This is a genomic window from Endozoicomonas gorgoniicola (genome assembly GCF_025562715.2).
Taxonomy (GTDB): Bacteria; Pseudomonadota; Gammaproteobacteria; order Pseudomonadales; family Endozoicomonadaceae; genus Endozoicomonas_A; species Endozoicomonas_A gorgoniicola.
The window spans coordinates 1,245,372-1,272,189 of sequence record NZ_JAPFCC010000001.1; the positions used below are offsets into that span (position 1 = coordinate 1,245,372).

20 protein-coding genes are annotated in these 26,818 nt (G+C 50.5%); 15 read left to right on the forward strand and 5 right to left on the reverse strand.

What is annotated here, in order from left to right; all coding sequences use genetic code 11:
- Window positions 1-163: 163 nt before the first annotated feature.
- Window positions 164-1,972, reverse strand: a complete 1,809-nt coding sequence (locus NX722_RS05800) for an AMP-dependent synthetase/ligase (protein WP_262567145.1) — start codon at window positions 1,970-1,972, stop codon at window positions 164-166.
- A gap of 261 nt (window positions 1,973-2,233) precedes the next feature.
- On the opposite strand from NX722_RS05800, the gene NX722_RS05805 reads away from it, so the two are divergent.
- Complete coding sequence (locus NX722_RS05805; protein ID WP_262567146.1) at window positions 2,234-2,887, forward strand: hypothetical protein; 654 nt, start codon at window positions 2,234-2,236, stop codon at window positions 2,885-2,887.
- A gap of 110 nt (window positions 2,888-2,997) precedes the next feature.
- Here the strand turns inward: NX722_RS05805 and NX722_RS05810 are convergent, their stop codons facing one another.
- The 4 genes from NX722_RS05810 to NX722_RS05825 all read right to left on the reverse strand — a co-directional run bounded on the left by NX722_RS05810 (window position 2,998) and on the right by NX722_RS05825 (window position 8,184).
- Window positions 2,998-4,440 carry a TrkH family potassium uptake protein gene (locus NX722_RS05810; protein WP_262567147.1) on the reverse strand — a complete coding sequence of 481 codons (1,443 nt, stop codon included), beginning with the start codon at window positions 4,438-4,440 and terminating at the stop codon, window positions 2,998-3,000.
- A 121-nt stretch (window positions 4,441-4,561) separates the two neighbouring features.
- Window positions 4,562-5,542: an acrylyl-CoA reductase (NADPH) gene (gene acuI, locus NX722_RS05815; RefSeq protein WP_262567148.1), complete on the reverse strand. Its 981-nt coding sequence runs from the start codon at window positions 5,540-5,542 to the stop codon at window positions 4,562-4,564.
- A 170-nt stretch (window positions 5,543-5,712) separates the two neighbouring features.
- On the reverse strand, window positions 5,713-7,167 hold the full coding sequence (locus NX722_RS05820) for a hypothetical protein (protein ID WP_262567150.1): 1,455 nt from the start codon (window positions 7,165-7,167) through the stop codon (window positions 5,713-5,715).
- A 108-nt stretch (window positions 7,168-7,275) separates the two neighbouring features.
- A complete protein-coding gene (locus NX722_RS05825; protein ID WP_262567151.1) occupies window positions 7,276-8,184 on the reverse strand; it encodes a LysR family transcriptional regulator in 909 nt (302 codons plus the stop codon).
- 139 nt (window positions 8,185-8,323) lie between these two features.
- Between NX722_RS05825 and leuC the strand changes: the two genes are divergently transcribed.
- From leuC to NX722_RS05895, 14 genes are all read left to right on the forward strand, one after another.
- On the forward strand, window positions 8,324-9,739 hold the full coding sequence (gene leuC, locus NX722_RS05830; protein ID WP_262567152.1) for a 3-isopropylmalate dehydratase large subunit: 1,416 nt from the start codon (window positions 8,324-8,326) through the stop codon (window positions 9,737-9,739).
- A 3-nt stretch (window positions 9,740-9,742) separates the two neighbouring features.
- Window positions 9,743-10,381 (forward strand): 3-isopropylmalate dehydratase small subunit, encoded by a 639-nt coding sequence (gene leuD, locus NX722_RS05835; RefSeq protein WP_262567154.1) that lies wholly within the window; start codon window positions 9,743-9,745, stop codon window positions 10,379-10,381.
- 87 nt (window positions 10,382-10,468) lie between these two features.
- Entirely contained in the window at window positions 10,469-11,545 is a 1,077-nt protein-coding gene (leuB, locus tag NX722_RS05840; protein ID WP_262567155.1) for a 3-isopropylmalate dehydrogenase, read from the forward strand.
- A gap of 44 nt (window positions 11,546-11,589) precedes the next feature.
- Entirely contained in the window at window positions 11,590-12,699 is a 1,110-nt protein-coding gene (gene asd / locus NX722_RS05845; protein ID WP_262567156.1) for an aspartate-semialdehyde dehydrogenase, read from the forward strand.
- A gap of 173 nt (window positions 12,700-12,872) precedes the next feature.
- Complete coding sequence (locus NX722_RS05850; protein WP_262567158.1) at window positions 12,873-13,862, forward strand: Asd/ArgC dimerization domain-containing protein; 990 nt, start codon at window positions 12,873-12,875, stop codon at window positions 13,860-13,862.
- Between the two features lie 258 nt (window positions 13,863-14,120).
- Window positions 14,121-16,442, forward strand: a complete 2,322-nt coding sequence (locus tag NX722_RS05855) for a FimV/HubP family polar landmark protein (protein WP_265442337.1) — start codon at window positions 14,121-14,123, stop codon at window positions 16,440-16,442.
- Between the two features lie 80 nt (window positions 16,443-16,522).
- Entirely contained in the window at window positions 16,523-17,329 is an 807-nt protein-coding gene (gene truA, locus NX722_RS05860; RefSeq protein ID WP_262567160.1) for a tRNA pseudouridine(38-40) synthase TruA, read from the forward strand.
- An 87-nt stretch (window positions 17,330-17,416) separates the two neighbouring features.
- Window positions 17,417-18,145: a phosphoribosylanthranilate isomerase gene (locus tag NX722_RS05865; protein ID WP_262567161.1), complete on the forward strand. Its 729-nt coding sequence runs from the start codon at window positions 17,417-17,419 to the stop codon at window positions 18,143-18,145.
- Window positions 18,146-18,177: 32 nt separating this feature from the next.
- A complete protein-coding gene (gene trpB, locus NX722_RS05870) occupies window positions 18,178-19,425 on the forward strand; it encodes a tryptophan synthase subunit beta (protein ID WP_262567162.1) in 1,248 nt (415 codons plus the stop codon).
- 9 nt (window positions 19,426-19,434) lie between these two features.
- Window positions 19,435-20,238, forward strand: a complete 804-nt coding sequence (trpA, locus tag NX722_RS05875; protein ID WP_407648058.1) for a tryptophan synthase subunit alpha — start codon at window positions 19,435-19,437, stop codon at window positions 20,236-20,238.
- Between the two features lie 96 nt (window positions 20,239-20,334).
- Window positions 20,335-21,261, forward strand: coding sequence for an acetyl-CoA carboxylase, carboxyltransferase subunit beta (gene accD / locus NX722_RS05880; RefSeq protein WP_262567164.1), 927 nt, complete (start codon window positions 20,335-20,337; stop codon window positions 21,259-21,261).
- Between the two features lie 110 nt (window positions 21,262-21,371).
- Window positions 21,372-22,811, forward strand: coding sequence for a DUF3375 domain-containing protein (locus NX722_RS05885; RefSeq protein WP_262567165.1), 1,440 nt, complete (start codon window positions 21,372-21,374; stop codon window positions 22,809-22,811).
- Window positions 22,812-22,832: 21 nt separating this feature from the next.
- The gene (locus tag NX722_RS05890) at window positions 22,833-23,435 is read left to right on the forward strand and encodes a DUF4194 domain-containing protein (RefSeq protein WP_262567166.1); all 603 of its coding nucleotides are present in this window, start codon (window positions 22,833-22,835) and stop codon (window positions 23,433-23,435) included.
- Window positions 23,416-26,817, forward strand: coding sequence for an ATP-binding protein (locus NX722_RS05895; RefSeq protein ID WP_262567167.1), 3,402 nt, complete (start codon window positions 23,416-23,418; stop codon window positions 26,815-26,817). Before NX722_RS05890 ends, NX722_RS05895 begins: the two co-directional genes overlap by 20 nt.
- Window position 26,818: the final 1 nt, after the last annotated feature.

A 26,818-nucleotide genomic window follows, 5' to 3' on the forward strand; every position in this document is an offset into this window, starting at 1 on the left:
TTGTTTGCCTGTTGCCTAACAAAAATAGAAAGGCGCGGAGAATAGGGGACGATGCATTTGTGTTCAAGTAGCGATTTCCGCTATTTCAAAGATATGCGAGGCAGGAACACAAAAAAGGCCCTGCACATGGGTGCAGAGCCTTAAAAACCGGCCAGGAACACAATCAGTGACTGGTTGCAGGCTTCCCGTACATGGCATTAATTTCCTTCTGGAAACGTTCCATAATAGTCTTTCTGCGCAGTTTCAGGGTGGGGGTAATCTCACCCAGTTCAATGGAGAATTCACGAGGCAGCAGGGTAAACTTCTTGACCTGTTCGAAACGGGCCAGTTCATCCTGGATACTGTCGAGACGCTCCTGAAACAGCTTTTCGATATCGGTGTTGCGAATCAGATCCATCTTGCTTTCGTATTTCAGATTCATCTCTCTGGCGTACTCTTCCAGAGCTTCAAAGGCTGGAACAATCAGGGCAGAGACATAGTTTTTAGCGTCAGCAATAATTGCAATCTGTTCAATGAAGCGATCCTTGCCCAAAGTACCTTCAATATGCTGAGGTGCAATGTACTTGCCGTTGGAGGTTTTCATCAGTTCCTTGATGCGGTCGGTGATTCGCAGCTGCCCCTGTTCATCAATCAGGCCAGCGTCGCCGGTTTTCAGCCAGCCATCGGCATCGAAGGTTTTCGCGGTTTCTTCCGGCTTCTTGTAGTAACCGCGCATAACGGTGCCACCTTTCACCAGAATTTCACCACCATCACCAATTTTTACCTGTACGCCTGGCAGTGGGTTGCCACAGCTACCGAACTGGAAGCCAGTGTCGCGGTAACAGGTGATAGTCGCTACGGTTTCGGTCATGCCGTAGCCGATTTTGACGTTGATACCCATGGCATGAAAGAACTTGCAGATACTGTCGTCCAGTCGTGCGCCGCCGCAGGGTATAAAGCGGATACGACCGCCAAGACCCTCTTTGATCTTGCTAAATACCAGCTTGTCTGCAAGCTTGTTCAGGCTTTTCAGATAACCCGGAACGGGTTTGCCCTGACGATGGTATTCCATCGCCTTATAACCGATGCTGCCAGCCAGTTTGAAGATCAGTTTCTTAGCCGCTGAACCCTTAGCGACTTTCGTATGAACACCGGTATAGATTTTTTCGAACAGACGTGGGACAGAGCACATGATGGTGGGTTTTACCACCTGCAACATGTTAGCGATGTCTGCCTGGTTACGAATGTAGTTATTTACAACGCCACGACACAGGGCATAGTTGGACCAGCCACGCTCAAAGATATGGCTCAGGGGCAGGAAGGCCAGTGATGAGTCGGTGTGGTCAACGTGGATCAGCTTGTCGTGGGCATCGAAAGACGCTGCCATATTGGCATAATCCAGCATCACACCCTTGGGTTTGCCGGTAGTGCCTGAGGTGTAAATCAGTGTAAACAGGTCGTCCATGGAGCGACTGGCGAGGCGGGCTTCCAGTTCGGTGCGTTCTGTGTGGGCAGAGACCAGGAAATCCTTGAAGTATTGCGCGTTTTCACAGCTTTTCAGGTCGACGTCTTCATCAAAAACAATGATGGTCTTGAGGTGGGAGGCTTTGCCCAGCAGTTCCAGAGCACCGTCGAATTGAGGCTGTTCGCCTACAAACAGGATTTCCACTTCGGCTTCATCAATGATGTACAACACCTGATCAGGTGTGCTGGTCGGGTACAGCGGGACACTGACGCCGCGTACCTGCATGCAGGCAAAGTCGGTAATGGACCATTCCGGCATATTACGAGACCACAGACCAATATTGCCCTGTATTGGCAGTCCTGCACTCAATAGTGCCAGGCTGGTCTGGTCAACGGATTCAAGGAACTGACTCCACTGGGTTTCATGCCAGCGATCGCCGCAGGCATAGCGCAGGGCTGTGTGTTCAGGATGTTGCTCCGCGCGTTGACGAAACTGGCTGACCAGGTGGGTAGGGTGAATACTATTCATCGGTTCCCTTGAAGGACTCACTGTACAGGGTATTTTCACGGCGATTCGAAACGAATGAAAATACAAAATCAATAATAATAATTCGGCAAGGATACTACAGGACGGCATCAGAATCCCGCATGATTTAGGTCATTTTTTGCGTTAAGCCCCTGCAACATTTGTAACAAGATGTTCTTTACTATAAAAATGCGTTTTCATCGCCTTGGGTGACGAAAGCCCCGGCTTTACCAGAGGGCAGCTTATAGAGAGGACGATGCATTTATGAATGAGATGGCAAATGCACAACTAATGCTGACTTATGCCCGAAATTTTTTTAAGGGGTCTTTAAAGACAGATAATAAAGTCTTCTCTATGAATTATGGGGTGGCCTCTCCACAGAGAAAACAAAAACGTCTTGATAATTCTGAAAAAGCCTCTGAGGCAATAACTAAGTCAAGGCAGTATCATAATATTGATGCATTATCGCTTTTAAGTACCATCCCCCCGGAGCTGAGGGCGGGTAACTGTAATGAGTACACCTTCGTTGCCCTCCAGTTTGGCATGGCTATGAAGATTCCAAATATATGGTTGGCAGAGCATGAAGTTCATGTGTTTTTGGTACTGGCGGATGAATCTAAACTGAAAAATGATTTGCCATTGAAAGAGTTTAGTCAGTATGGGAATGATAATTTTTGGGTGTGCGACCCATGGTTTAATATACATTGCAAGTTGGATATGTACGGGCCAATGGCAACCTTGCAGGCAAGTCGCTGGTCGATTGCCGGTAAGGAAGTATGCAGTTATGAGTGTTTTCAGGAACCTGCAAACCAATGGTGCCTGAGACTGTTTGAAGGCGAAATAAAATTCCAGAGAATGACGGACAGCGTTGGCATAGCTACCCAGGAATGCGATTACTTTTTTAATGTAATGCAATGATTTAATCTGAAATGTATCACTTAACTGACACTCGTCGTTCGTGATGTCTGAAACAGCAGCAATATTTCATCAGCTGGAATAATGAATCCCCGCTTTTGCGGGGACAATAGTCACCCTTTCCAGAACTGGGGTGTGAACAGTACCAGTACCGTTATAACTTCCAGTCTGCCCATTAACATACCGAGACTGAGCAACCACTTGGCAGAATCGGGGAGAGAGGCGAAATTTCCCGCTGGCCCGATGATGTCTCCAAGCCCCGGCCCGACATTGGCAACGGCCGTGGCGGCACCACTGATACTGGTGGTCAGATCCAGCCCCAGCAGACTTAACAGCATGGTCAGCAAGCTCACCAGCAGGCCAAAGAAAAAACTGAAGGCGATCAGGGAGCGTAAAATATCACTGCTGATTTGCTGGCCGTTGTAGCTTTGCACAAAGCAGGCTCTGGGGTGTGCCAGTTGCTTCAGCTGGATCATTAACAGTTTTGCGCCAATTTCAAAACGGAAAATCTTTACACCTCCGGCTGTAGAGCCGGAGCAGCCACCAACAAAGGTAAGGAAAAAGAAGGCGGTTGCAGCAAAGCCACCCCAGAGTGTGTAATCCGTGAGTGCATAGCCGGTCGTGGTAACCACGGATGTGGTGTTAAAGGCAACCAGTGTCAGGGATTCCCAGAAACTGTAATTGGAATGCATAAACAGCCAGATACTGAGACCGGCCCAGGTCAACAGCAGAAACTGGATAAAGGTGACGACCTGGGTGTTCCGTGTAAGGGCTTTGTGATCACCTTTTAAAAACTTCACAAACAGTACAAAGGGCAGTCCACCCAGTAACATAAAAATAGTGGCAGTCCAGTGAATAAAGGGGTTAGAAAACTGCCCCATGGAGTTGTCTGAGGTTGAGAAGCCTCCGGTAGACAGGGCGGTCATGGCATGGTTGATAGCTTCAAAACCGTTCATGCCACCCAGAAAAAACAGGTAGGCACAGCAGACTGTTAACCCCAGATAGATGCACACAATCCGTTTGGCAATGCTGCCAGAGCGGGGCATCACTTTTTCTGACCAGTCAGACGACTCACTCTGGAACAGGCGCATCCCCCCGACTTTCAGAAAGGGCAGTACGGCAACAGCGAGTACGATAAAGCCTATCCCGCCCAGCCATTGCAGCAGTGAGCGCCACAGCAGTATGCCTTTGTTCATGGTATCTAGCCCTGACAGGACTGTGGAACCGGTTGTGGTAATGGCTGACATGGTTTCGAAGTAGGCATCGGTGTAACTGATATCCAGTTGTATCCAGAATGGCAAGGCTGCAAAGCCACTGAGTGTCACCCAGGTTAAATTGGTCAGCAGAAAAATTTGCCGGGCCTTGAGGCTGAACTCTTTTGTACGACAGGAGACGCATAGTATTAATCCGGTCAGCAGGTTAATGGCTGCGGACCAGAGGAAGGCATATTTGCCAGGGTCATGAATGAGTAAGTCGTACAGTGCCGGCACCAGCATAAGCAGCGACTGTACAGTCAGAAAGAGGCCGATAACGTAAAGGACAGGGCGAATGTTCATTATTTGGATCAGGTACGGGAAGTCTGCACACAAAAATATCGCGCAGACTCTGGTGCATTAATTTAGAGGGTAATAGATTGAATACATCAGGCAATGCACTCAATCCATGTCGGAAAATAGCTTACTTCAGACGAATCAGGGTACGGCCAGTCACCTGTCCACGAGTAATGGCTTCAGCCTTTTCTGCAACCTCTTCCAGAGTGACTTCAGAGCAGGCGGCTTCGTAGTAGGATTCTGGCAACAGTTCAGCCAGACGCTTCCAGGCTTCGTTGCGTTTAGCCAACGGACACATAACCGAGTCAACGCCCAGCAGTTTTACGCCGCGCAGAATGAAAGGCATAACCGTGGTTGGCAGGTCAAAACCGCCAGCCAGACCGCAGGCTGCCACCGCACCGTCGTAGTTTACCTGAGACAGTACCTTGGCCAGCACTGAGCTGCCGACGGTATCAACGGCGCCTGCCCAGTACTGGCGATCCAGCGGGCGAACGTTGTCGGTAAATTCGGAGCGGGCTATAACGCGCTTAGCCCCCAGTGCTTCCAGCATTGGCGTGTTTTCCGGACGACCGGAAACAGCGACCACATCGTAACCCAGTTTTGCCAGCAGGTTAACGGCAACACTGCCAACGCCACCGCTGGCACCTGTCACCAGAATGTCGCCTTTTTCCGGGGTGATGCCAGCCGCTTCCAGATCCATTACGCACAGCATGGCAGTTAAACCTGCTGTACCAATCATCATGGCTTTACGCTCGTCCAGGCCTTCAGGCAGCTTAACCAGCTGGCTGGCTTTGACGCAGGCCTTTTCTGCCATGCCGCCCCAGTGGGTTTCACCAACACCCCAGCCGGTCAATACGACTTTGTCACCTTCGCTGAAGTCGCTGCTGGAGGATTCGACAACAGTACCGGCAAAGTCAATTCCCGGCACCATCGGGAAGTCACGGATAATCTTGCCCTTGCCGGTAATAGCAAGTCCGTCTTTATAGTTCAGCGATGAGTAATCGACTGCAACCAGAACATCACCTTCTGGTAAGGCAGATTCATCCAGTTGCTGGATGGAAGACAATGTTTGCTTGTCCTGTTGTTCAAGAACAAGTGCTTTGAACATGCGACAGACTCCATGTGTATGAATTGCGCAGTGACTATAATCTGGAGTATGCGTTAATGGTAGTGAAAAATAAGTAAATGATTGAAAAACAACTGAACTGACTGATGAATGTCTCTGGATTCAGGTTATTTATGTCAGCCGTAAAGCAGTAATGTCCGGAAATGACCGGTTTACTGTTGCCGATGAAAGACATAAATCGCATCCAGTGCTTCAAGCGAAGATAAAGCTTCAGCCAGGATGGTGAGATCAACCAAAAGTATTTGCTCCCCGCTTGGTCCCGGAAGGTTGTGAAGGGCTTCACTACGACTGTGTTGAGACATCAGCACGTTCTCTCCATCAATCTGCAGGTACAGAATTAATGGGGGCGAATGAGGTTTAGTGGAGCAGACAGCAACCAGCAATTCACTGGATGAGTTCGATTGTCTGGATGATCTCAGTATTGAAGTTATTTGTTGAACCAAGCTTTTATCTTTCTGGTCTTCATCTATTACGAACCGGGTGAAAGAATAAATTTCGTTGCCATCGTGTTCCTGGTAGACAAAATCACCCACCTGTCCCTGCCGTATAAGGTCGCTGAGATACTCTGCAACATCATGTCGTTGAAATCCATTAGTGTCAGGTACTCTATTTGATACGGGTTCTGGAATGTTGTCGCAGTGATGAATCGCCGGTCTTTCAGAGGCGCGAATATATCTGTTTATTTCAGTTCTGTGGATAACGTCTTGTATGGAAGAGGCGTCTGGTTCAGTGGGCTGCTGGTTTAACAGGGTAGTCAGTTCAGGAATCGTCTGGCTCAGATGAAGTACTTGTGTTTCAAGCTCCCCCTTAAGCGCACAGGTCTTTTTTTTGAGCGCGTTTAGCACAGAGTCGTAAAAATTACGAGCAACAGAGTGGTAAACCACTACGTCGCCGTTCAGATCAGAGAAAGCATATAAATAGGCTTGTGCGACAAGGTCATAATACCCCACAATCAGACGACTGTAGTTGTATTCCGTGACAACCGCGATATGAACAAAAGCTTGAGGCGAAATGGCAGGTAGCGGTGTGTCTGATGAATAGCCCTGAATGACATTGGGAATGAGTGATGCAACATTCTCTCCTGAAACCGGGGACTGATTAAACAAACGTTCCAGCATTAACCGGGTATTGTCCTGAAGAGATTCAACGGCACGTGCTCCAGCGCTCTCGAGTAGAAAGTCAAGCTCATCATCGTACTCCTCTAAAATCTGACTTGACAGGGTGAAGCCTAATGGCGGGGCCGATGTGCCATTCTGGCCGGGCTCTCGCTGTAGTGCTTTTATTGATTCCAGCAGGGACTGTTGAACCATCAGATCTTCATCACCGAGGTTTAACAGGTATAGCGGTTGTACGCTGCTAAACGGATTAATTTCAATCACTGTACGCCTTCGGGATGTTGGCGGAGCATTATCCTGCAGGCTATCGTCGGAAGAGTCTATTTTTCGCTTTCTGGAAGGCTTGTCTGTTTTACCAGTCTTGCTGTTCTGCCCTGAATGATTGTCTTTGTGATGATTGACGGGTGATGCGTATGTATTCACTTCAATGAGTAGTAACACCAGCCCCAGAGAGATGGCTCGAACACAATGCCTACGCCCAATGCCCTTCATAGCTGCTCCTGTATCCCGTTATTTTACTGGAGGAGAGTAGGCTCTGTTGGTCAGTTTGTCAGGTTTTCAGTATGACGTTCTTCCGGTAAGTTCTGTTCTGCCGCTTCCCTAAGTGTTATCCAGCAGCTCAAGAAAGGCTCTGGCTGCATTCGACAGGGTTCTGTGTTCATGCCGGATGTAGCCTAATTCCCTGACCGGCGGCTGAAAGCTGGTACGCAGTTCCGTCAGATCGTCTCCCAGCATGGATTTTGGCAATATGCTCCAGGCAATGCCAATGGCGGTCAGCATACGTATGGTTTCCAGATAATTCGATGACATGGCGGTTTGCAGAGTCAGCCCCTGTTGATCGAACAGGTTCTGTACCAGTCGGTAGGTAAACGTGCTGGCACCTGGCAATACAGCCTGATACTGGCAAAGCACTTCGGGCGATACCTGTTTTTTTATCTGCGCCAGCGGGTGTTCCCGGCAGGCCATAAACACCAGCGGGTCATTCCATAGCTGGCGGGAAAGGACGTTTTCCGGATTTCCCGGTGCCAGAGTAATAACTCCCAGCTCTACTTCCCCCCTGTGCAAGAGTTCATAAGCGGCTTCAGAATCCACAAACCTGATATCCAGTGTCACATCCGGGTAGGTTCTGGCAAAGGTCTTCAGGATATCCGGCAGTCGACGTAAGCCGATGTGATGGCTGGTGGCTAAACTGAGAGGTCCTTTGATCTGGGTCTTCAAGTTATTTATCTGCTGTCGTGTATCCTTCATCAGTTCAAGCATCTGACGGGCTCTGGGTAATAGTGTTCGACCCGCTTCATTCAGATGGGTGCGGCGGCTGGCAGAGTTTTTTCGGTCAAACTTTTTCCTGTCAAACTTTTTTCTGTCAAACAATGGCGTACCCAGCTGTTGTTCAAGGCTGGCTATACGCTTGCTGACCGCTGGCTGGGTCAGGTGCAACTGTTCTGCGGCAAGGGAAAAGGACCCGCATTCCGCAACAGTCAGAAAAGCAGTCAGGCTGGGGATATCCATAAAGGTTTCGGTGTCTCGCTGATAACTTATTATTCCTGATTGTTATTAATAGCATAAAAAAGATGAATTTGAGTAATTCATGTCCCGGTTCTAGGATGAGCCCATAGAATGATAAGCAGTATTTACGAGGGGAATAACAATGTCAGGCAAAACCCTGTACGACAAATTGTGGGAGAGCCATCTCGTGAAACAACGGGAAGACGGCTCCGCCCTGATTTACATCGACCGCCATCTGCTCCATGAAGTCACTTCGCCACAGGCCTTTGAAGGACTGCGCCTGTCTGGGCGTCAGCCGTGGCGAACCGACGCCAACCTGGCGACGCCTGACCATAACGTTCCCACCACCGTGGCGGAACGTAAAAGCGGCATTGATGGCATTGCTGACCCGATCTCCAGAATTCAGGTGAAAACACTGGATGAGAACTGTGTTGATTTTGGCATCACCCAGTTTGATATGCAGGATCGCCGTCAGGGTATTGTCCATGTTATTGGCCCGGAACAGGGGGCGACATTACCGGGCATGACGGTTGTCTGTGGTGATTCTCATACCTCAACCCATGGCGCTTTTGGTGCGCTGGCACACGGCATTGGCACATCTGAAGTTGAACATGTGCTGGCAACCCAGTGCCTGGTGACCCAAAAAATGAAAAATATGCTGGTACGGGTTGATGGTGAACTGGGTGTTGGTGTCACCGCTAAAGATGTGGTGCTGGCGATTATTGGTAAGATTGGCACAGCCGGTGGTACAGGGTATGCCATTGAATTTGGCGGTGCAGTGATTCGGGCCATGAGTATGGAAGGCCGTATGACCGTCTGCAATATGGCGATTGAAGCGGGCGCCCGGGCCGGTATGGTGGCGGTGGATGATACCACTCTGGAATACGTCAAAGGTCGTCCGTTTGCACCGGCGGGTGAGCAGTGGGAGCAGGCCGCTTCGGTATGGTCTGACCTGCACTCTGATGCCGATGCGGTGTTTGATCAGGTTGTGGTTCTGAACGGTGAAGCGATTAAACCTCAGGTCACCTGGGGAACGTCTCCGGAGATGGTTCTGCCCGTTGATGCCTGTGTACCCGAAGCTGGCGAGGCTGAAGGCTACGCCCGCGCACTGGAGTACATGGGGCTGAGCAGCGGTATGAAAATTAGCGATATCCCGGTTGACCGGGTGTTTATTGGCTCCTGTACTAATTCCCGGATCGAAGACCTTCGTGAGGCGGCAGCTGTCGTGAAAGGCCGTAAAGTGGCAGACACGGTGAAAGAAGCACTGGTCGTGCCAGGCTCAGGTCTGGTTAAAGAGCAGGCTGAGCGGGAAGGTTTGCACAATGTCTTTACTGAAGCCGGACTTCAGTGGCGTGAACCGGGCTGCTCCATGTGTCTGGCCATGAATGCCGACAAGCTGGGCGCCGGAGAACACTGTGCCTCGACCTCAAACCGCAACTTTGAAGGTCGTCAGGGGTTTGGTGGCAGAACGCATCTGGTCAGTCCGGCTATGGCAGCGGCTGCTGCGGTGACGGGGTATTTCACCGATGTCCGTGAATTGATGGAGCAGGGGGTTTAATCGATGAAAGCATTTACCGTTCATCAAGGTATTGTGGCACCGCTGGATCGTGCCAATGTCGATACCGATATGATTATTCCCAAACAGTTTCTCAAGTCTATTAAGCGCACCGGTTTTGGCCCCAATTTGTTTGATGAGTTGCGTTATCTTGATGAAGGTCAGCCCGGTCAGGATTGCACCCGACGCCCTTTGAATGAAGCCTTTGTGCTGAACCAGCCGCGTTATCAGGGTTCTTCTGTGTTACTGGCCCGGAAGAATTTTGGCTGTGGCTCCAGTCGTGAACACGCGCCCTGGGCGCTGGATGACTTTGGTATTCGCTGCGTGATTGCCCCAAGCTTTGCCGAGATTTTCTATAACAACTGTTTCAAGAATGGCCTGCTGCCCATCACCCTGTCAGAAGAACAGGTAGATCAGTTGTTCACTCTGGTGGAAAGCAACGAGGGTTACCAGCTGACGATTGACCTTGAACGAAAGATGGTTGTGCTGGCAGATGGGCAGGAAATGTCGTTTGCAGTGGACGACTTCCGTCGTGACTGTCTGTTGCGGGGGCTGGACGACATTGGTTTAACGTTGCAGGAAAGCGATGCCATTAAGGCATTTGAACAAAAGCATAAGAACGCGCAACCCTGGCTGTTTGCTTAGGGTAGTAACAAAACAGAATTTACCAGCTTATCGTCATTCCCACGCTGCGCGGGAATGACTGTAGGGTATTTTTAGGAGAGAAGAGTAATGAGTCGCCAGATTTTGTGTCTGCCCGGTGATGGTATTGGACCGGAGATTGTGACGGAAGCATTGAAGGTGCTGGACGCCGTCAAACAACGTTTCAGTCTGGATATTGAGGTCAGCCACGCCCTGGTGGGGGGGGCTGCCATTGATGCGGAAGGCACGCCTCTGCCCGCTGAAACCCTGAAACAGGCAAAGCAGTCCGATGCCATTCTGTTTGGTGCCGTGGGAGGCCCTGACTGGGATGACCTGCCTATGACCAAGCGCCCGGAGAAAGGTTTGCTGGGTTTGCGTTCAGGGCTGGACCTGTTCGCCAATCTGCGGCCAGCCATTCTGTTTCCACAACTGGCAGAGGCTTCCAGTCTGAAGGCCGAGCTGGTGGCGGGGCTGGATATCCTGATTATCCGCGAACTGACCGGCGGTATTTATTTTGGTGAACCTCGTGGTGTCCGTACTCTGGAAAACGGTGAGCGGGAAGGGTATAACACTTACGTTTATCGTGAGTCTGAGATCAAGCGTATTGCTAAGGTAGCGTTTGAAGCAGCGCAGAAGCGTAATGGACGACTCTGTTCGGTTGACAAATCCAATGTTCTGGAAGCGACTGCATTCTGGCGTGAGCTGGTGTCTGGCATGGCCGGTGATTACAGTGATGTTGAACTGAGCCATATGTATGTGGATAACGCCGCTATGCAGCTGGTGCGCGAGCCAAAACAGTTTGACGTGATAGTCACGGGCAATATGTTTGGCGATATCCTCAGCGACTGTGCTGCCATGTTAACGGGTTCTATTGGTATGCTGCCGTCGGCTTCCCTGAATGAAAAGAATCAGGGCATGTATGAACCGGTACACGGCTCTGCGCCTGATATTGCCGGGCAGGGCAAGGCGAATCCACTGGCGCAGATACTCTCTCTGGCGATGCTGCTGCGTTATTCTCTGGGTGAAATAGCGGCTGCAGATGCCATTGAGCAGGCGGTTGGCGATGTGCTGGATCAGGGATTACGTACAGGAGATATTGCGTCAGAAGGCTGTCGTCTGGTCAGTACTGCACAAATGGGTGATGCGGTCGTAAACTGTCTGCAATGAAACTGGGTAATAGTGATTCATGATAATGATTCATGGAGGGTAGTATGAAAAAGGTAGGACTTGTCGGCTGGCGAGGCATGGTAGGCTCTGTTCTGATGGAGCGTATGCGGGAAGAGAACGATTTTGCCAGCATTGACCCGGTGTTTTTTACCACCTCACAACACGGACAGCCCGGCCCTGATATTGGTAAGCCAGTTCAGTCATTGCAGGACGCCTTTTCCATCGACGCTTTGCGGGAGATGGATATTATTATTTCCTGTCAGGGTGGCGACTACACCAGTAAAGTCTTTCAACCTTTGCGTGACAGTGGCTGGGACGGCTACTGGATTGATGCTGCGTCTTCGCTGCGGATGAATGACGACAGTGTTATTGTTCTGGACCCGGTTAACCGCCATGTGGTTGACAAGGCTCTGGAGTCTGGTGTGAAAAACTATATTGGTGGCAACTGCACTGTCAGCCTGATGTTAATGGCGGTGGGCGGACTGTTCCGTGAAGGACTGGTGCGCTGGGTCAGCGCTATGACGTACCAGGCAGCCAGTGGAGCCGGGGCGCGTAACATGCGTGAGCTGATCAGCCAGATGGGCTGCATCCGCGATAATGTTGCTGGTGAACTGGCTGATCCTTCCAGTGCCATTCTGGATATTGACCGAAAAACCTCGGACCTGCTGCGCAGTGGTGATCTGCCCCGGAGTGAATTTGGTGTGCCGCTGGCGGGAAGCCTGATTCCTTATATTGATAAGCAGCTGGACAATGGCCAGAGCCGTGAAGAGTGGAAGGCTCAGTCGGAAACCAACAAAATTCTGGGTTTATACAATGGTGGCATTATTCCTGTAGATGGCGTGTGTGTACGCATTGGTGCCATGCGTTGTCACAGTCAGGCGCTGACTCTGAAACTGAACCGGGATATTCCAATGTCGGATATTCAGAGCATAATTGCTGAGTCAAACGACTGGGTATCGGTTGTACCTAATGACCGTGAAGCGACCATACAACAGCTGACACCTGCAGCTGTGACAGGCAAACTGGACATTCCGGTAGGGCGTTTGCGCAAGCTGAATATGGGTAACAAGTACCTGTCAGCCTTTACAGTGGGCGACCAGCTGTTATGGGGGGCAGCCGAGCCTCTGCGGCGAATGTTAAATATTCTTGTGTGATTCTAAAGGTTTAAATTCAGGAAAGGCTGCTTCTGGCACCAAACAGCCATGAGCGGCTCTTTATGACACTTTATGACAAGAGTGCAGCTCACCTCGAAATATGTATGGCACGACTTTTCTGTTCGCTTCTGATAAATTGCGCGACGACAAGCAAGATGTAATAGAGAGAAAGCATGAACAAACTGTTCGATGTAGTGGTATACGATGCAGGCAGCCTGAATGGTGAAACCCTGCTGGCACTGCTGGATGAACGTGTGTTTCCGGTCGGGAGCCTGTATGCCATTGCTGAAAATCCTGAGCCTGATGCCGCCGTAAGCTTTCAGGAGCAGGATGTTGATGTACTCAAGGCGGAAGGTTTTGACTTTGTCGATGCCGACCTGCTAATTCTGCCAGCGGGCTGTAAAGCGTCTTATGAGCTGGTCAGCAGGGCAACAGAGTCTGGTTGTCTGGTTATTGACGGACGCCCGGGCAGTCAGGCAGGGCCGCTAATGATGCCGGGGATCAATGAGGACCAGCTGGACAGTGCCAGAGAGAATAAAATAGTGGTTGTGCCCTCCAGCCCTGCGGCGCTGATGCTACCTGTCCTTAAGCCACTGGAAGAAGCACTGGGCATTGACTCAGTGAGTGTGACGGTGTGCCAGTCGGTATCGGATCTGGGCAATGACGGGATTAATGAACTGCGCAAACAGACCATTGAGCTGTTAAACGGCAAGCCGGTCTCAGGTGGTCGCATGGCATTTAACCTGTTGCCGCAGGTGGGAGAGCTTGACAGCAACGGTGTGTCTTCTCAGGAACAGTGCATTATTAATGAACTGGTTGAAGGGCTCGGCAGTGAGGATGTGCGGATTAACCCAACCTGCGTCAGGGTTCCTGTGTTTTTCGGTGACAGCCTGTCGATTCAGCTGGAGTTGGATAGGCAGGTCGACGCCGCCGCTGTCAGAGAGCTGCTTTCTGGTGTCCGTGGGGTAGAGCTAACGACAGGGGATGATCATCCAACGGTTGAAACCGTTGCGGGAAATGACAGCATTGTGGTGGGCCGAATCCGTCATCAGACGGCATTTGCCGGACAACTGGCATTGTGGCTGGTGGCAGACCCGGTAAGACGTACAGCCATTAACACCATAGACATGGCAGAAATATTGCTAAAAGACTTTTTAAAATGATAACTTAGCTGTTATCGGTCAAGCTCCCTTATTGTCCTTGTTTGAAAGGGGTACAATAAAGTCAGACTGTGGTTTTTGTCCTGTTTGCCGACGAAAACTACATCTGCAGTAAACAGTCATGAGTATGAAATGCCGTTTTCGTTACCTTCAATGATGAAAATGGCATTGATATTGGCATGGTAAAAGGGGCAGGTGGAGTTCCGGGAAAGAGATTGAGGCTCGTCTGTTGGCTTTCCCGGCAAAAAACAACAAGGATTCATGATGAGACTACAGAAGCTTGTAGTAGCTATGGCTATGACAGGAGCTTTGGGCTCGGGTTTGGCTAATGCACTGGGTTTAGGAGAAGTGACCATGCATTCGTCGCTGAACCAGCCTCTGGATGCTCAAATAGAGCTACTGCAACTCAGGGACCTCACCCGCAACGAAATTCTGCCAAACCTTGCCAGCCGCAGTGATTTTCAAAGGGCTGGTATCGACCGGCCTTTCTCTCTGTCCAGTCTCGATTTTAAAACCAGGATTCGTGAAGATGGTACCGGGTATATTCATGTGACCAGTGCGGATGCCGTCCGTGAACCGTTTCTTAATTTTCTGATGGAAGTACACTGGCCCAGTGGCAGGCTGCTCAGGGAGTATACCCTGTTACTTGATCCTCCCACATTCAGTGAGCAACCGGCGCAGCCTGTTCGTCCTGCGACGACTTTCTCCACAACGAGCCAGCCCTACGCGGCCCGTCCTCCGATCCAGCAGCCCGAACCTTATGTTGAGCCTCACAACAGGCGGACTGATGATTACCTGCCTGCTCCGGAAATGGCTCTGCAACCCGAAATCCGCCCAGTCACTGAGCGATCATCTGGCAGCACCTGGCAGACGACACAGGATGATACGACAACCGGTTCCACAATAAGAAGCTACGAGGTTCAGCCAAACGACAATCTGTGGAGTATTGCCCGGGCTGTCAGGCCATCGGGAGAACTGTCGGTTCAGCAAACCATGATGGCTATTCAGCGCAATAACCCGAATGCCTTTATGCGGAAAAACATCAATGAGCTGAAGAAAGGGCAGGTGCTGCGTATTCCAACTCAGGACGACATATTGTCCATGAGTTACCAGGACTCTGTCGCCGAAGTGGCAAAACAGAATCGTGAGTGGCAGGCCCGCCTCGAACAACTGGATGCCAGTCGTCGTTCAAAAGCCGATTCGACGGGTGATGGAAAAGCGGTTGATGGTCGTTTAACTATTGTAGGCTCAGACAATGCCGCTGTGATGGGTAAGGACCTGGGTGGCGGTGGTAGTAGTAGTGCTGACACCAGCGCTTTGCAGAACGATCTCAGTATAACCCAGGAAAAAATGGATGAACTGAGTCGTGAAAACGATGAACTGAGAAGTCGCCTGAAAGACCTGGATGAGCAGATTGCTACCCTGAAACGGCTGATTACTCTGAAAGATGACCAGATGGCGGCTCTGCAGTCTTCGGGTAATGAACCTGAAGCCAGACCCCAGCCCAAGCCTGCTTCAGAACCGACACCAATGGCTCCACCGAAGGAAGAGGACAGCCTGCTGTTCTGGATTCTGGGTGCCCTGGTTCCCGTTGGTCTGGCCGGTGCATTCCTGGCGTATCGCCGCCGCAAGAAGGCTCAGGATGAAGACGATTTTGATATTGATGATGATGGTTCGAAAGAAATGCCGCTCATGGGCGAGGACCTTTTAGCCGACGACGAAGAACTGCAGCTGGATGAGGCTCTGGAGATTGACGAAGAGGCTCTGATTGATAAAGAGTTTGAAGACGAGCCTGAAGAGACCGTTCAGCAGACTCAGGATGCCCTCAGTGAAGCGGATATTTACATTGCTTATGGTCGTTTTCCGCAGGCTGCTGAGCTGTTGGGTAAGTCGATATCGGCTGAGCCTGAGCGCACAGATTTACGTTTGAAACTGTTAGAAGTTCACGCTGAAGCCAATGACCTGGATAGTTTTAAAGCTGCATTAGCTGAGCTGGAAGCCCTGGGTAATGAAGATGCTAACCGGCAGGCCGACGTATTTAAAGCTCGCTTCCTGACTGATGCCTTCACTCAGGAAGGAGAAGAAGCGGTTGTTAATGACCTGATCGATGTTGATCTGAGTGAAGAGGCTGACAGTGAGCTGGAGACCGAAGCCGAAGAGCTTGGGGATGATCTGGAATTTGACTTCAGTGAAGACGATGAAGGGGATGAAGAGCTGCCCGACCTTGATCTTGAAGATCTGGATCTGGTTGATGAGCCCGATGCTGAAGGAGATGATGATCTGGATCTTGGCTTTGACCCTGACTCAGACTCTGATTCAGACTCTGACTTTAAAGAGGAAAGTGCTGGCGACAGCGCAATTTCGGACAGTATGTCCGATTTCGAAGCAGCGCTGGATGAAGACGATGACCTTGACTTTCTTTCTGACGAAGACGAAGTGTCCACCAAGCTTGACCTGGCAAGGGCTTACATAGATATGGGTGATCAGGAAGGCGCCCGTGAGATTCTGCAGGAAGTGCTGGACAGTGGCAACGATGAACAGAAAGAGGAAGCTCAGACTCTGATTCAGGGGCTGAGCAATTGAACTGACTGTCGGTAAATCCGGTTTGCAAATTGCGGCGTCTGTTATTACATTCGCTGCTTTTGTATTCAAGTAGAGTGTTCATGCCCCGTTTCGCAGCCAGTGTTCAATACGACGGTTCCCACTACCATGGCTGGCAGAGCCTGAAAAGCGGCCTGCCAACAGTTCAGGCGGCTGTTGAAGCTGCCCTCTCTAAAGTGGCTAATCATCCTGTTTCTGTGGTGTGTGCTGGCCGTACCGATGCCGGTGTTCACGGTTCTAACCAGATTATTCATTTTGATTCCGATTCGGTTCGCAGCGAACGTGGCTGGGCTTATGGCTCAAATACCAACCTGCCGGATGATGTGGCGATTAACTGGGTCATGCCCGTTTGTGATGAGTTCCATGCACGCTTTTCAGCACAGTGGCGTCGCTATCGTTACGTGATTTATAACCATCCGATTCGTCCTGCTCACCTGCCCAAAGGTGTGACCTGGAATTATCGGCCCCTGGACGCAGAACGTATGCAGGTCGCAGCGCAGTATCTGGTTGGTGAGCATGATTTTACCTCCTATCGAGCGGTTCAGTGTCAGGCTAAGAATCCGGTTCGTACCATTTCCCGGTTAACGGTTACACGGCATGGCCATCTGATTGTGCTGGACATTCAGGCTAACGCCTTTCTGCACCACATGGTTCGGAATATTGCAGGCGTACTGATGACCATTGGTTCAGGGAAGCATGAACCTGACTGGGCAAAGACCGTTCTGGAAGCAAGAGACAGAACTGAAGGTGGTGTGACTGCGCCACCATTTGGTTTGTACTTTGTGGATGTGGGCTACCCGGAAACATTCGGCCTGCCAGCCAGTGAGCCTAATCCGCATTTTGTTGCGCCTTTGTTGCCCTGGCCGTAAGGCTCACTTCATGAAAGACACTCATGGAAGACAAGGAAGTTCGGTTTCTGCTAATATCGATTTTCTTTACCCATCCGCAGTAAGGCAATGTCTCTGGATACTACTTCCTTAAATAAGCAGACCTCTTTAACCAGGCAAACATCCCTGGCAAAAAAGGTTAGTAAAACCCGAATAAAGGTGTGTGGCATTACCTCGGTTGAGGATGCAGTGGCGGCTGTTGATGCGGGCGCTGATGCGATTGGGCTGGTGTTTTACGAAAAAAGCCCAAGGTTTGTCAGTATAGAACAGGCTCGTGAGATCGCTGCCAGTGTGCCACCGTTTATATCTGTTGTGGGACTGTTTGTTGATGCAGAGGATGAGTTTATACAGGCAGTGCTGGAGCAGGTGCCTCTGACGCTGTTGCAGTTTCATGGGAATGAGCCGGATAGCTGGTGTCAGCGCTGGAACCGGCAGTATATCAAGGCTTTGCGGGTGCGCCCGGAAATGTCTGTGAAACAGGTAGTAGCGAAATACCCCGGTGCCAGTGGAGTATTGCTGGATGCCTATCGTAAAGGGGTGCCGGGTGGGACAGGGGAGTCGTTTGACTGGACTTTAATCCCCGACTCTCTGGAAAAGCCGGTCGTTCTGGCCGGTGGGCTGAGTGCAACCAATGTTGCCGAAGCCATCAAAAAGGTTTCACCGTTTGCAGTCGATGTCAGCAGTGGCGTTGAATTGAAACCCGGAGTGAAAAATCACGACGCTGTCAGGGCCTTTGCCAGGGCTGTTGTGAGAGAGAATGATCAGGCTTCTGGTCAGTGTGAAGCAGGCGAACGCTGAAAGCAGTAGCCGGTAGAAATAGTAGGTAGAAAATGTCGGATCAGAGCAAGTCTCAAAAGACTCTTGATAATGAAGCGTACCAGCAACCGGACGACAGTGGCCACTTCGGTCAGTTCGGTGGTCGCTATGTTGCAGAAACCCTGACCAGTGCTTTGCAGGAGCTGGAGGCAACGTATCGGGAGCTTTGGCGGGATCCGGCATTTCAGAAAGATTTTGACTATGATCTGGCTCACTTTGTTGGTCGCCCGTCGCCTTTGTATCATGCTGAGCGCTGGTCAGAGAAGCTGGGTGGCGCACAGATTTATCTTAAGCGTGAAGACCTGAACCATACCGGTGCCCACAAGATAAACCATGCGGTGGGTCAGGCGCTTCTGGCGAAACATATGGGTAAAACCCGTATCATCGCCGAAACGGGTGCTGGTCAGCACGGGGTGGCGACCGCCACGGTGGCTGCCCGACTGGGACTGGAATGCGTTGTTTATATGGGTGCGAAGGATGTTGAGCGCCAGGCGCTGAACGTGTATCGCATGAAACTCCTGGGCGCAACGGTGGTGCCGGTAACCAGCGGTTCCCAGACTTTGAAAGATGCCATTAATGAAGCGCTCAGGGACTGGGTCGCCCGTCCTGAAGAAACTTTCTATATTCTTGGAACGGTTTGCGGACCTCACCCTTATCCGGAAATGGTGCGTGATTTTCAGAGTATTATTGGCCGGGAAGCTAAACAGCAGTGCCAGAAAATGACAGGCAAGCTGCCAGATGTCCTGGTAGCGTGTGTCGGCGGTGGCTCTAATGCCATGGGACTGTTCTATGAGTTTATCGAGGATCAGAGTGTCAAGATCATCGGTGTTGAAGCGGGAGGCCTTGGCGTTGAGTCTGGTGAACACGCTGCCCGTATGGCGGGTGATCGTAAAGGGGTATTCCAGGGGCAGCGCAGTTTCCTGATGTGCGATGATGACGGGCAGATTACCGAAAGCTATTCTGTCTCAGCCGGTCTGGACTATCCGGGCGTCGGTCCTGAACACAGCTACCTGCGTGAGATTGGACGCGCTGAGTATGTTTATGCCACCGATGATGAGGCACTGGCTGCTTTCCGGGGCCTGACCCGAATGGAAGGCATTATGCCTGCGCTGGAAAGTTCGCACGCCCTGGCTTATGTTGAGAAGCTGGCACCGACTATGAAAAAAGATCAGGTGATCATCGTTAATTTGTCCGGTCGTGGTGATAAAGACATTCATACCGTCGCGGCCATTGACGGGCTGGATGTGGGTCTGCAGGGATAAGGAGCAGTAATAATGAGAATCAAACAGCGTTTTGCCAGACTGCAGGCTGAAAACCGTAAAGCCCTGGTGCCTTATATCACTGCCGGTGACCCGGCGGGTAAAACCGTTGAGATGATGCATGAGCTGGTGAGAAACGGAGCCGATGTGATTGAGCTGGGTTTCCCGTTTTCGGACCCGGTAGCCGATGGGCCGGTTATTGCGAAGGCGCATCTGCGGGCATTATCACACGGTGTTACATTGAATGACGTTTTTTCAATGGTAAGTCACTTCCGGGAGACCGATAATGAGACCCCGGTGGTGCTGATGGGCTACCTTAACCCCATTGAAATAATGGGTTATGAGGTGTTCGCTGAGAGCGCATCGAAAGCCGGTGTGGATGGTGTACTGGTCGTTGACCTGCCGCCAGAGTTTGCTGATGCTCTGGTTGCGCAGATCAGGCCAAAAGGCATTGATATGATCAACCTGATTACACCGACCACATCGGATGAACGAATCAAGAAAATCTGTTCAGTGGCTTCAGGCTTTATTTACTACGTATCACTGAAAGGTGTGACGGGGTCTGCCAGACTGGATGTTACCAGTGTGCAGCAGCGTGTGGCGCATATTAAGCAGTTTACTGATATGCCTGTGGGTGTTGGCTTTGGTATCCGGGACGGAGAGTCGGCTGCAGCCATCAGTCAGGCGGCAGATGCTGTGATCGTGGGTACGGTGTTGGTTTCCGAGCTGGCGAAGTTTGACCAGGAAGGTGGAACCTGTTTGCAGCGTGTAGGTACTCAGGTGTCTGAGATGCGTATTGCCATGGATAACCGCTGACAGAGTGGACATTAAGCAGCAGGTGTTACCTGCTGTCGAGAGTGTGACTGCCAGGACCGGCAGCCACACTTTCAGAAAAACAGACAGGAAGCATTAATGAGTAATTGGTTGGTCGACAAGCTGATTCCTTCACTGTCGCGTTCTTCCAGTGAGAAACGCAGCAGTAACGTGCCTGAAGGGTTGTGGCGAAAATGTGTAAAGTGCGACTCCGTACTTTATCGTCCTGAGCTGGAGCGTAACCTGGATGTTTGCCCCAAGTGTTCGCACCATATGCGCATATCTGCCCGCAAACGTCTGGATTACTTTCTGGATAAAGAAAACCGTGAAGAGCTGTTTGCAGATATTGAACCTGTCGACAAGCTGAAATTCCGCGACTCTAAAAAATACAAAGACCGTTTGCATTCTGCACAGAAGGCCACCGGTGAAAAAGATGCGCTGGTTGTGTTCAAGGGTGAGCTTGAGAGTTTGCCGATTGTAGCCTGTGCTTTTGAGTTTGCCTTTATGGGTGGCTCCATGGGGTCTGTTGTCGGTGAAAAGTTTGCCCGGGCTGCAGAACTGTCTCTGGAACTGCGCATTCCCCTGGTGTGCTTTTCTGCCAGTGGCGGGGCGCGTATGCAGGAAGCTCTGTTCTCCCTGATGCAGATGGCAAAAACCAGTGCTGCCCTTGAACGCATGCGTCAGAAAAGTGTTCCTTACTTTTCGGTGATGACAGACCCGGTATACGGTGGGGTGTCGGCTTCACTGGCGATGCTTGGTGATTTGAATATTGCTGAACCAACTGCACTGATTGGCTTTGCCGGTCCCCGTGTTATTGAACAGACCGTTCGTGAAAAACTGCCTGAGGGGTTTCAGCGCAGTGAGTTCCTGCTGGAGCATGGCGCTATTGATATGATCGTTGAGCGTTGTGAAATGCGCGCAACCATTGCCCGACTCTATCGGAAAATGAGTGGCATTACATTAGCACCAGAGGCTGACAGTGCCTTTGATGAAGAGGCTCCGGGCGATATTGATGTCCCGCAGTAAAGAAGAAACAGTGAATTGATCCGTTACGCAGGTTGGTAGCAGCATAAACGCTATGCTCTCACCAACCTTCAAAACGACCTGTAACTTTCCCTCAAATTGACATTAATACTATGGACTTTAATCGTCTTGTTGGTTTGCGAACACACCCTTCATGGCGTCTGCTGCAGGCAGACAGCGCACCACTGATCATAAGTTTCTTATACCAATCCTTTATTCTCACCAATAAGCGATCAATAGCGGCAGAAACCCTGGCGACTCAGCTGGACGATTACCTGCACCATTTGCGTGAGACCACCGGAGAGAACCGCTTTCCCAGAAAAGGGCGTGATTACCTGAATGACTGGGCATCTGGAGAGCAGGGCTACCTGCGAAAATACTACCCCGCCGCCGGTATGGGTGATGAGCCGCTGTTTGATTTGACGCCATCGACAGAGAAAGTCATAGAGTGGATTAACACCTTTGAGCAGAAGCAGTTTGTGGGTACAGAGTCCCGGCTGTTAACGGTATTCCGTTTATTAAGTGAGGTGGCCAGAGACACCGAGACTGATCCCCAACAGCGCATTGACCGGCTGGAACGGGAAAAAGCCAAACTGGAGCAGGAAATTGCCAGTCTGAAAAGTGGTCACATGGTGCCTCATGATCCAACGCGGGTGAAAGAAAAGTTCCTGCAGGCAGAAGACACCGCAAGGCAGTTGTTGTCTGATTTCAGGCAGGTAGAGGAAAATTTCAGACACCTGGATCGTGGTGTAAGGGAGCGTATTACCACAGCCAGCAGCGGTAAAGGGAAAATGCTGGATGATATTTTCTCGGAGCAGGATGCCATTACTGAATCGGACCAGGGGCGAAGCTTTAAAGCGTTCTGGTCATGGCTGATGTCTCGTGCCAGTCAGGATGAATTACAGACGACACTGGAAAAAGTTCTTGCACTGCCGGAAATTCAGAGCCTGCAACACGATGAGCTGCTGTCCAGAATCCGTTTTCGGTTGCTGGAAGCCGGAGAGAAAGTTAACAGCACCTGCGCCCAGCTGGTTGAGCAGTTGCGACGCTATCTTGATGATCAGGCATGGTTGGAAAACCGTCGTATAATGGAGATTGTCAGAGAGATTGAACAAAGTGCCGTAACAGTGCGACAAAGCCCGCCACCGGATAAATTGTTTACGACCCTGTCACTTAATAAGCCTGCGATGGAGATGCCCATGTCAAGAGGGTTGTTCCGGCCTGCGACCCGCCCTGTGATCAGTGAAACGCCTGAAGAAGGTGAAGCTGATTTTGATACTACGGCTTTATACACTCAGCACTATGTGGATGAAAGAGCGTTGCTGGCCCGTATCCGTTTTGCCTTGCAGTCACGACAGCAGATCAGCCTTGCAGAGCTGGTAAAGCTGCACCCTGTGGAGAAAGGGTTAAGCGAAGTCGTCGCCTATCTGCACATTGCCTCAGAGTCTGACCATGCGTTAGTCCATTCTGACAGCAGTGAAGAGATCATCTGGCACGATGCACAGGGGCGTCAAAAAGAAGCAGTAATGCCTGTTGTTATTTTCACACGTTAAAGGTAGAAGGCTGAACTAAAAGTGAATACGAACACGCAAAGCGAGCATTCAGCATCGGACGACCCGGCGCTGGGTACGGTGGTGGTTAATCTGATGAAAGGTGTTGTCTACCGGGATCTTAATCCTGATGTCTGGCAGCAGCTTGAAGAGCTTCATGCCAGGGTGATTGACTATGTGGCGGTCATGGGGCTGAACCTGATTGTTGATGAGGCGGAGGGGTATGCTTATTTGAAACAGGTCAGCGATGAAGAACGCTCTGTCCCTAAGCTGATCGCACGCCGACCTCTGAGTTTCCCGATCAGCCTGCTGTGTGTGCTGTTGCGCAAAAAAATGGTAGAGCAGGATGCGGGTGGTGGCGAGGCTCGACTGATTTTAACCCGTGAGCAGATTGTGGAAATGATGCGGGTTTTTCTGCCAGATCGTGCTAATGAGGCACGGCTCTTTGACCAGATTGATACTTATATTAATAAAGTGTCTGAATTCGGTTTTCTGAAAAAGCTCAACACCAACCCACCTGCCTGGGAAGTGCGCCGTATCATCAAGGCACTGGTCGATGCAGACTGGTTGGCAGACTTCAATGAAAAGTTAAAGGTATATCGGGATCATGCAGAATCAGTCGCTTGATTTTTCATCGGACCAGTCCCGGGCAGGGTTTCGTCTGCAGGGTCTGGAAGTTCTGAACTGGGGAACCTTCCATAAGAAAATATGGACTGCAAAACCCGATGGCAACAACAGCCTGTTAACCGGTGATATTGGCTCAGGCAAATCGACGCTGGTGGACGCCATGACCACCTTGTTAGTACCCAGCCAGAAAATTACCTACAACAAGGCGGCAGGAGCAGAGACCCGCGAGCGTAACATGACGTCTTATGTGAGGGGTTATTTTAAAAGTGCAAAAGACGACGATACGTTGTCTGCCAAAGCGGTCGCCCTGCGAGACCATAACAGCTACAGCGTACTGTTGGCCCGGTTTGTTAATGAAGGCTTTGACCAGACTATAACACTGGCTCAGGTGTTCTGGAGCAGGGACAATAATAACTCCCCGGAACGCTTTTTTATTGTGGCCCGTAAACCACTGTCCATTAATCAACACTTCAGCAACTTTGGCAGTGATATTGCTGATCTGAAGAAAAAGCTGAAGCGGGTTGAGCATGTAAAAGTCTTTGACAGTTTTTCACAGTACCAGGCCGAGTTCCGTCGTCAGATGGGTATCGAGAACGATCAGGCCATGGATTTGCTCTATCAGACCGTGTCAATGAAGTCTGTGGGTAATCTGACGGACTTTGTCCGCAGTCATATGCTGGAAAGCACCGATGTCGAGGACAAGGTAGAAGAACTTAGTCGTCAGTTTGATAATCTGAACCGGGCTCATGAAGCAGTTTTAAAAGCCCGGCAGCAGATTGAACTGCTACAGCCAATGGTGGACGACTGCCAGCGATATGAAGAGCTGGAAGCTGCGATACAGTCCTTCAAACAGTGCCGGGACGCGCTCTACGGTTATTTTGCCGAAAAAAAAATAACGTTGCTTGACCAACGGATTCAGCGCCGGGAGCAGGATCAGAAAAAGCTTGAGAGCCGCTTGAATGAAGTGCTGCTTTCTCTGGAAGACCTTCGGGCCAGCTTGCGGGAAACAGAACGTTCCATCGAGCAGAATGGCGGTCAGCGACTGTCAGAATTGAAAACCGAAATAGAACGGTTGAGCCGGGAAAAGGATCGTCTGGTCAAAAGCAGCGATGACTATCTGGCTTTGTGTCGCTATCTGGATATGCCGGAACCTAAAGACGACAATGTTTTTTTTGCGAATCGTGAAGAAGCGGCAGAAAGTCAGGATCGTCTGGAGAAACAGCAGGCTGAATTACAGAATGAGCAGGTGGAGCAGGCGGTCGGTTTAAAACAGTTGCGGGATGAGCATAAGACTTTAAGCAGTGAAATCGACTCTCTGAAAGGGCGTAAATCCAATATACCCAGCCGAAATCTGTCTATTCGCGACACCCTGTGCAGCACCCTTGGTTTATCAGAAGACGTATTGCCCTTTGCCGGTGAACTGCTTCAGGTGCGGGAAGAAGATAAGCAGTGGGAGGGTGCGATAGAGCGGTTGTTGCATAACTTTGCACTGAGCCTGCTGGTGCCTGAAGAGCATTATGACGCTGTGGCTCACTATGTAAACCGGACTCACCTTAAAGGGCGACTGGTGTATTACCGTGTCCGTACACCGGCAAAGCACCCCCACACTTCAGTGGATAAACGTTCTCTCAGCCGAAAGGTATCCATAAAAACAGACAGTGGCTTTTACAGTTGGCTGGAGTATGAACTGCTGCAGCGATTTGATTACATTTGCTGCGATAGCCTGGACGAATTCCGCAAGGAGTCCCGATGCATAACGGCCACCGGGCAGATAAAAAGCAGTGGCAGTCGTCACGAAAAAGACGACCGGTATCGTATTGATGACCGGTCACGATTTGTACTGGGCTGGAGTAACCGGGAAAAGATACTGGCGCTTGAAACAAGTCGCAGCGTGTTGGAAAAAGGCATTCAGGTAGCTGCCCGTGAGCAGAGTGAATTTACCCGAAAGCTTAAAAAGCTCGGTGATAGTCAGGTCAAGCTGAAACTGTTATTAAATTTTCAGTCCTTTGGTGATATTAACTGGCAGCCGCTGGCTTTGAGCATTCAATCCCTGGAAGTGGAGAAAAAAGAACTGGAAGCCGGTTCGGATATTCTCAAAACCCTGCGTGAACGGCTGGTGAACACTGAGGCACAAGTTAAGGAGAGGGAAGAACTTGAACGTAAGCTGATCAGGGAATCGGGGGCTGCTGTTGAAAAACTGAAGCAGGATCGTTCTCTCAGGGAGCAGTCAGAACAGCAGCTGAGTGATGTGCCAGAAGACCTCAAGACCAGCAGCTTTAAAACCCTGACCGGGCTGGAAGAAGAAGCTCTGGAAGGTAAGAAAATCACTATAGAGAATTGTGACAGCAGTCAGGTCGCATTCCGGAAATGGCTGCAGGATCGTCTTGACAGCAAGGAGCGCAGTGCAAGAAACCTGTCGTCAAATATCACCGGGAAAATGGCTGACTATAAAAATGCTTACCCCAATGAAACCAGGGAAGTAGACGCTTCCATGGCATCAGCGGGTGAGTTCGGTGAGATGCTGAGAACGCTGGCGGGTGAAGATTTGCCACGCCATGAAGGACGCTTCAAGCAGATGCTGAATGAAGGCACCATTCATAACATGGCGATGTTTCAGAACTGGCTCGACCAGCAACAGCAAACCATTCGTGACAAAATTGATACGATCAACCGTTCACTGGCAACGATTGATTACAGTGACGGCACTTATATCCGGCTGGTGGCTGATAGTCATCGTGATGCGGAGATCAATCAGTTCAAAATAGACCTGCGCAACTGCCTGGGTGGTACCTTGTCATCGGATAACACTGAAACCTATGCAGAAAACAAGTTTATTCAGGTAAAAACCATTATTGAACGGTTCAATGGCAGGGAAGGTCAGACCGATCTGGATAAACGCTGGACAAAGAAAGTTACCGATGTCCGTAACTGGTTTTTGTTTAATGCGTCAGAGCGATACCGTGAAGACGACTCCGAGAAAGAGTTTTATTCCGACTCAGCGGGAAAATCCGGTGGTCAGAAAGAGAAGCTGGCTTACACCATTCTTGCTGCTGCCCTGGCTTACCAGTTCGGGCTGGAGTGGGGGGAAACCCGTTCCCGCTCGTTCCGGTTTGTAATGATTGATGAAGCCTTTGGCCGGGGTTCTGATGAGTCAGCACGTTATGGACTTGAGCTGTTCCGCAAGCTTAATCTTCAATTGCTGATTGTGACACCTCTGCAAAAAATTCATGTGATAGAAGACTATGTAAGCTCAGTGCATTTTGTTCATAACGAGGGCGGCTGTAACTCGGTATTAAGAAACCTGTCTATTGAGCAGTACCATAAGGAAAAAGAGCAGGTGGCCAAACAGCAGCGCAGTTCAGAGGCTGTAACACTGAACTAAG